Origin of the sequence: Nocardia cyriacigeorgica NBRC 100375, assembly GCF_000308555.1 — a bacterium.
Classification (GTDB): Bacteria; Actinomycetota; Actinomycetes; order Mycobacteriales; family Mycobacteriaceae; genus Nocardia; species Nocardia cyriacigeorgica.
In genome coordinates, this window is sequence record NZ_BAFY01000003.1 from 1 (window position 1) to 5,658 (window position 5,658).

Here is a 5,658-nt window from a genome sequence, read left to right on the forward strand (position 1 = left end):
CCTCGACGGACGCTGTCATGGCGATCTCCCTTGATCGACGATGGAGCAACTGTGAGATAAATATACTCTAAGTCTCTCACGTTCGCAGGGTGTGCGCCTCTCTCCGGCACCGAGCCGGTGGAGCACCGCTAGCGTGCAGGGGGTGGATTCTGTACTCGACTACCTGCTCACCGCACCGGCCGAGGTCGAAGCGCTCACCGATGTGCCGCAGGCCTGGCAGCGGCACCGGGACACCGCCGCGGCGTTCGAGGTTCCCGTGGACGCCGCCCTGGCCTGCGGATTCGGTGCGGATCGGCTCGGCTATGCGTTCCTGTCCGGATACCAAGCCGCCCTGCGGGCCTTGTTGCCGCAGCTGCCGCCGGGGGAGTTGGTGTCGCTGTGCGCGACCGAGCAGGGCGGTGGGCACCCGGCGGCCATCCGGACCACCGTCACCGAGCGGGACGGGCACTGGCTGGTCGACGGGACCAAGACCTTCGCCACGCTCGGCGAGCCCGCCGAGCGGCTGGTGGTGATCGGCACTGCCGGCACCGACGGCGACGGCCGCAACCGATTGGCCGCCTTGCTCGTGGACACCGACCAGCCGGCCGTGGCGCGGACCCCGCTTCCCGAAACGCCGTTCATCCCGGAAATACCGCATGCGACGGTTACATTCGCTGGTGCGCGAGCTGAGATGCTGCCCGGCGACGGCTACTCCGGCTATCTGAAACCGTTTCGAACCATCGAGGACATTCACGTGCTCGCGGCGGCGCTCGGCTGGCTGATCCGGATGGGGCGCCGAGGTACGGTGGCGCGATCGTTGCTGGAGCAGTTGCTGGCCGATGCGGCGGCCTTGCGTGACCTCGCCCGGGCGTCCGCGAGTTCACCCGGGGTGCATATCGCCCTGGGTGGGGTGCTCGCCCGTTTCGATGAACTACCCCGGATGACGGCGCCGATCTGGGCGGCGGCCGAGCCGGAGGATGTGCGGCGCTGGGAGCGGGATCTGCCGCTGCTGCGGGTTGCCGGGAAGGTGCGGGGCCTGCGATTGGCGTCGGCCTGGCAATCGGTGCACGCCCCCGCTCTTTAGTGCCGGAAACGAGGTTCCACCAATCGGTTCCGGTGGAACCTCGTCCGGACATGAGAGCGGGCCTCGGCGAAGGGGGGGAGTTAGCCGAGGCCCGCGTAAGGTCGGCCCGGGGGGGAGGGGCCGACGAGAACGATCCTACGCGAAGATCCGCGTTTTTGTGTGTATGAGGACAGTCGGTTTCGAAGTTTTTTCGGGGTAATTCACAGGGTTCGGGTCCCGGGGTTGGTGAATCGGACACCCGGCTGGATCCCGAGCTGGGCCGCCGATGGCTCTGTGATAGCCAAAAGCGCAGGCCCGCACCGGTTTACCGGGTTGTATACGCGGTTGTCCAGGGAGTCCGGCGCCATCGGCAAAACATGCCGACCGGTCGCTGTAGCCGCTGTCGGGCGGATCAGGTAGTCGGCGTGTTGTCGCCAGGCGTGCGGCGGCGCGGCCGGTTGGCTACCGCGATATCGCAAATGTGTCGTACCCCCGTGGCAGCATTCCGCGCGTGGACGACCTCGCCTCGCGAACACTGCCGTCGTCGGTGTATTTCCGTACCGGACTACACGGACGCGGGCCGTCCACGCGTCCGAATGAGTACCGGCCCGCCCGTATTCGAGTAGTCCGGTACGCACGACCACACGCACCCGCCCGCGGCATCATCGAATCGGTCGCACCCCGATCCGGAACCCCCGAGCACCGCCCGGATCGAGGTGCGACCTTTCTTCGTTGCCCAGCGGTAACCGGGCGGCCGGACAAATCGGATGAAATCGGCCACCCGAAGCGCAATACTCACACCAGGTCTGGTCGATCGTCCGAATGGTGCGATCCGTCCGGTTGCCGGCCCCGGCGATTAGTTTCCGCACCGAAGGCCGTCATATCAGCAGGTCGCCGAGGAAGCCGGCCACCGACACCGCATGTCATCGAGCTACGAACTTCAGGAGAATCATGGGTGACGCAATAGTCGCCGAGGGTCTCGTCAAGCGATACGGCCCGCAGGTCGCCCTCGACGGACTCGACCTGACCGTGCCCGAGGGCACCGTCACCGCCCTGCTCGGTCCGAACGGCGCCGGGAAAACCACCACCGTCCGCGTGCTGACCACGCTGTTGATCCCGGACGGCGGCCGCGCCACCGTCGCGGGCATCGATGTGCTGCGTGATCCGCGGGCCCTGCGCCGCAATATCGGCGCGTCGGGTCAGTACGCGGCAGTCGACGAGTACCTCACCGGCTTCGAGAACCTCGAAATGGTGGGGCGCCTGTACCACATGGGTGTGCAGCGCAGTAAGGAACGTGCCCGCGAACTGCTCGACCGGTTCCGGCTCAGCGACGCCGCCGATCGCCCGGTCAAGGGCTACTCCGGCGGTATGCGCAGGCGCCTGGACCTGGCCGGTGCGCTGGTCGCCGAGCCACCGGTGTTGTTCCTGGACGAGCCGACCACCGGCCTCGACCCACGGGCCCGCCTGGACCTGTGGGATGTGATCGAGGAACTCGTGGCCGGCGGCACCACCCTGCTGCTCACCACCCAGTACATGGAGGAAGCCGACCGGCTCGCCGATTCCATCGCGGTGATCGATCGCGGCAAGGTCATCGCCAAGGGCACCGCCGACGAACTGAAGACGATGGTCGGCGGCGACCGCATCGAACTCACCGTCGACCATGTGGCCAACCTGGCCGTCGCACAGCAGGCGCTGGCGGGTCTGGCCGACGGCGAGATCCATCTGGAACCGGGCCTGCGCCGCATCATCGTGCCGGTCAGCAACGGCTCGCAAGCGCTGGTCGAGGCCGTCGGCAGGCTCAACGACCACAGTGTGAAGATCCACGACGTCGGCCTGCGGCGCCCGTCGCTCGACGACGTGTTCCTCACCCTCACCGGACACGAGGCCGAGGAATTGACCAACGCCGACGACGCGGCCGAGGGCCTCGGCGCGCTGGAAGCTACGGAAGGAAAGACCCGATGACCGCGGTCAGCACCACGACGGTCGTGCCCGATCACGGCCCAGGACTCGGTGAGCGGCTCTCGACCGTCGTCTCCGACACCATCACCATCACCAAGCGCAACGTCATCAAGATCAAGCGCGTGCCCGATGTGCTGATCTTCAGCACGCTGTCGCCGATCATGTTCGTGCTGCTGTTCGCCTACATTTTCGGCACGGCGATCAAGGTGCCGGGACTGGAGGGCGGCTACCGCGAATTCCTCATCGCCGGCATCTTCGCCCAGACCTGTGTGTTCGGCGCGACCTTCACCGGGCTGAGCCTGGTTGAGGACATGCAGAAGGGCATCATCGACCGATTCCGGTCGCTGCCGATGGAGCCGGTCGCGGTGCTCATCGGGCGCACCATCAGCGACGTCGTCATCAATGTGGTGAGCCTGGTGGTCATGTCGCTGACCGGCCTGATCGTCGGCTGGCGGATCCGGGGCTCACTGCTGGACGCGGTGCTGGCCTATGTGCTGCTCCTGCTGTTCGCCTACGCGATCTCCTGGATCATGGCCTTCGTCGGGTTGATCGTGCGGGCACCGGAGGTGTTCAACAACGCCAGCTTCATGGTGATCTTCCCGCTCACCTTCCTGGCCAACACCTTCGTGCCGATCGAAGAACTGCCGACGGTGCTGCGCGTGTTCGCCGAATGGAACCCGGTCTCGGCCGTCACCCAGGCGATTCGCGAGCTGTTCGGCAACACCTCGCCGGTGGCGCCGCCGCCGGACACCTGGCCGATGCAGCATCCGGTCGCGACGACCCTGATCTGGGTGGTGGTGATCCTCGCGGTCTTCGTCCCGCTCACCCTCTGGCGGTACAAGCGCAGCGTCAGCCGCTGAGTCTCAGCTCGGCGATTCCGCGCCGGCTCCCGTCTCGGGGGTCGGCGCGGACCCGTTTCGGGAGTAGCCGATGCGCGGCGGGGCCGGCGCGGGCTCGGGCGGCAGCGGGCGCTTGGCGCGGGCCAGCCAGGCGGCACCGCCCGCGGCCGCGACGGCGGCGGCGGTCAGAAGCCGATTACGGGAACGCGAAGACAGGTGCAGGGACCTCGAGCTCATGGGTCAACTCTGACACAGACCCGGGCCGCGCGCACCGAGCCCCAGGTCAGCGCGCTGCCGGGATCGTCATGGCACGATGGTCGGGTGACCATGACCGCGTCGGCGCCGCCGGCCCGATCCGAATGAGCCGATGAACCCCCAACCTCCCGCGACGACGTGTGTCCGGCACCCGGATCGGGTGACCGGCCTGGCCTGCACCAGGTGCGGCCGGCCCGCCTGCCCGGAATGTCTGCGCCCGGCCTCGGTCGGCCAGCACTGTGTGGATTGCCTGCGCGCGGACAACCGCGGCGCCCCGCAGGTTCGCACGGTGGCGTCCGCGGCCGCGCCGCGAGTGCGGATTCCGTATGTCACCTACGCGCTGATCGCGGTGAACGTGGCGGTGTTCGCCATTACCGCGGCGCAGTCGCGCAGCCTGATCGATAACTACAACGGCTCTCAGCTGTTCCTGCGCTGGGTGATGTTCCCGCCGGCGGTGGCCGATGGCGACTGGGTGCGGGTGATCGGCTCCGGATTCCTGCACTACGGACCGATTCATCTGCTGCTCAACATGTTCGCGCTGTATGTGGTCGGCCGCGATATCGAGCTGGTGCTCGGCCGGTCGCGCTACCTGGCGGTGTATCTGGTCTCGCTGCTCGGCGGTTCGGCTGCGGTCATGGTGTTCGCCCAGGACAACCTCACGGCGGGCGCGTCCGGTGCGGTCTACGGCCTGTTCGGCGCCATCACGGTGATCTTGATCCGGCTGCGGCAGAACGCCAACAGCATGTTCATCCTGATCGGCATCAACGTCTTCATCAGCTTCTCGCTGCCGGGTATCTCGCTGTTCGGCCACCTCGGCGGGCTCGCGGCGGGCACGCTGGCCACCCTCGGCATCCTGTTCCTGCCCGCCTGGTTGAAGGCAGGGTCGACGCGCAGCGCCCAGATCATCGGCTGGTCCGCGGTCGCGACAATCACGGTGATCTCGCTGGCCGTCATCGGGGTGACGGCGACGACGCTGCTGCCGTGAGGTAATGCGCCACCTATGCCGGACCGGAATGTTTCACGCGAAACCACGAGGTTCATGGAACCGGTGCAATGCCGTGGCGACCGTGAGGGCCGCGACAACGCTCAGGGCCGGGTGATGTCCCCGCTCAGCCGCAGCTGCTCGACCAGGACGTCGTAGACGTCTTCGGGGTGGGTGCCCAGGTCCCAGCGGCCGAAGATGAGCAGGCGCTCGGCGTCGTGGTGGATGAGCTCGATTTCCAGCATCGGCATCCGGCGGCCGAGGCGGCGGTAGTAGACGATGCGCGCGCGCAGGATCTGGTCCGGCCGATATTCGGTGGGACCGGTCAGTGAACGCACCACCAGGCGTGGATCAGGGCCGGGAATCACCGAGAGCCGGGGGCGCTGCCGGAAACCGAGACCGGCCAAACCCAGCAGCAGCACGGCGGCGAGGCCGATGAGCAACCGGCCGGGCGGATCATTGTTCAGCACGGCGACCACCGCCAGGATGACGCCGCCCGCGGTCGCCGCGACCAGCGCGGACATCGGTGTGGTCCACGAAAGGCGCGACTCAGGATTCACGATTTCCTCGAGTTGTCCACA

6 protein-coding genes are annotated in these 5,658 nt (G+C 67.5%); 4 read left to right on the forward strand and 2 right to left on the reverse strand.

Going from position 1 to position 5,658, the window contains the following annotated elements; genetic code table 11:
* Positions 1-142: 142 nt before the first annotated feature.
* The 3 genes from RJ05_RS00110 (at position 143) to RJ05_RS00120 (ending at position 3,861) form a co-directional block, all read left to right on the forward strand.
* Positions 143-1,063: an acyl-CoA dehydrogenase family protein gene (locus RJ05_RS00110; protein ID WP_036531427.1), complete on the forward strand. Its 921-nt coding sequence runs from the start codon at positions 143-145 to the stop codon at positions 1,061-1,063.
* Positions 1,064-1,993: 930 nt separating this feature from the next.
* Positions 1,994-3,004: a daunorubicin resistance protein DrrA family ABC transporter ATP-binding protein gene (locus RJ05_RS00115; RefSeq protein ID WP_036531429.1), complete on the forward strand. Its 1,011-nt coding sequence runs from the start codon at positions 1,994-1,996 to the stop codon at positions 3,002-3,004.
* Complete coding sequence (locus RJ05_RS00120; protein ID WP_051016004.1) at positions 3,001-3,861, forward strand: ABC transporter permease; 861 nt, start codon at positions 3,001-3,003, stop codon at positions 3,859-3,861. The genes RJ05_RS00115 and RJ05_RS00120 overlap by 4 nt, the downstream gene beginning before the upstream one ends.
* A gap of 3 nt (positions 3,862-3,864) precedes the next feature.
* Here RJ05_RS00120 and RJ05_RS00125 read toward each other — a convergent pair whose 3' ends face one another.
* The gene (locus RJ05_RS00125) at positions 3,865-4,077 is read right to left on the reverse strand and encodes a hypothetical protein (protein ID WP_036531432.1); all 213 of its coding nucleotides are present in this window, start codon (positions 4,075-4,077) and stop codon (positions 3,865-3,867) included.
* A gap of 130 nt (positions 4,078-4,207) precedes the next feature.
* Between RJ05_RS00125 and RJ05_RS00130 the strand changes: the two genes are divergently transcribed.
* Entirely contained in the window at positions 4,208-5,080 is an 873-nt protein-coding gene (locus RJ05_RS00130; RefSeq protein WP_036531435.1) for a rhomboid family intramembrane serine protease, read from the forward strand.
* Between the two features lie 101 nt (positions 5,081-5,181).
* On the opposite strand, the gene RJ05_RS00135 is transcribed toward RJ05_RS00130, so the two are convergent.
* The gene (locus RJ05_RS00135; protein WP_036531438.1) at positions 5,182-5,637 is read right to left on the reverse strand and encodes a PH domain-containing protein; all 456 of its coding nucleotides are present in this window, start codon (positions 5,635-5,637) and stop codon (positions 5,182-5,184) included.
* Between the last annotated feature and the right edge of the window lie 21 nt (positions 5,638-5,658).